This is a genomic window from Pseudomonas persica, assembly GCF_900291015.1.
GTDB lineage: Bacteria > Pseudomonadota > Gammaproteobacteria > Pseudomonadales > Pseudomonadaceae > Aquipseudomonas.
The window spans coordinates 1-236 of sequence record NZ_OLKL01000380.1; the positions used below are offsets into that span (position 1 = coordinate 1).

Here is a 236-nt window from a genome sequence, read left to right on the forward strand (position 1 = left end):
CATTGAGGCTGACCAACCAGATACCGGGTACCTTGATAGCCTCCATCAGGTTTGCCAGACCGTTTTTCGGCTTGGTGGCCGATTGCGCATTACCGCCCTTGAGCAGGACCCAGGTCAGGGTGCCAGCCAGAATGTCGATGACCGAGTAGAACAGGATCGCCGATTTCAGGCCGGCTTCCCCCGAGCCCATGGCGACGAACACGCCCAGTGCGGAAAAGGCCACCAGCGTATCAACC

Annotated in this window: 1 pseudogene; it reads right to left on the minus strand. The window is 59.3% G+C overall.

Annotation, left to right across the window (positions count from 1 at the left end):
* Positions 1-236 (minus strand): annotated as a pseudogene (locus FQ664_RS26970) (MFS transporter); the annotation flags it as partial.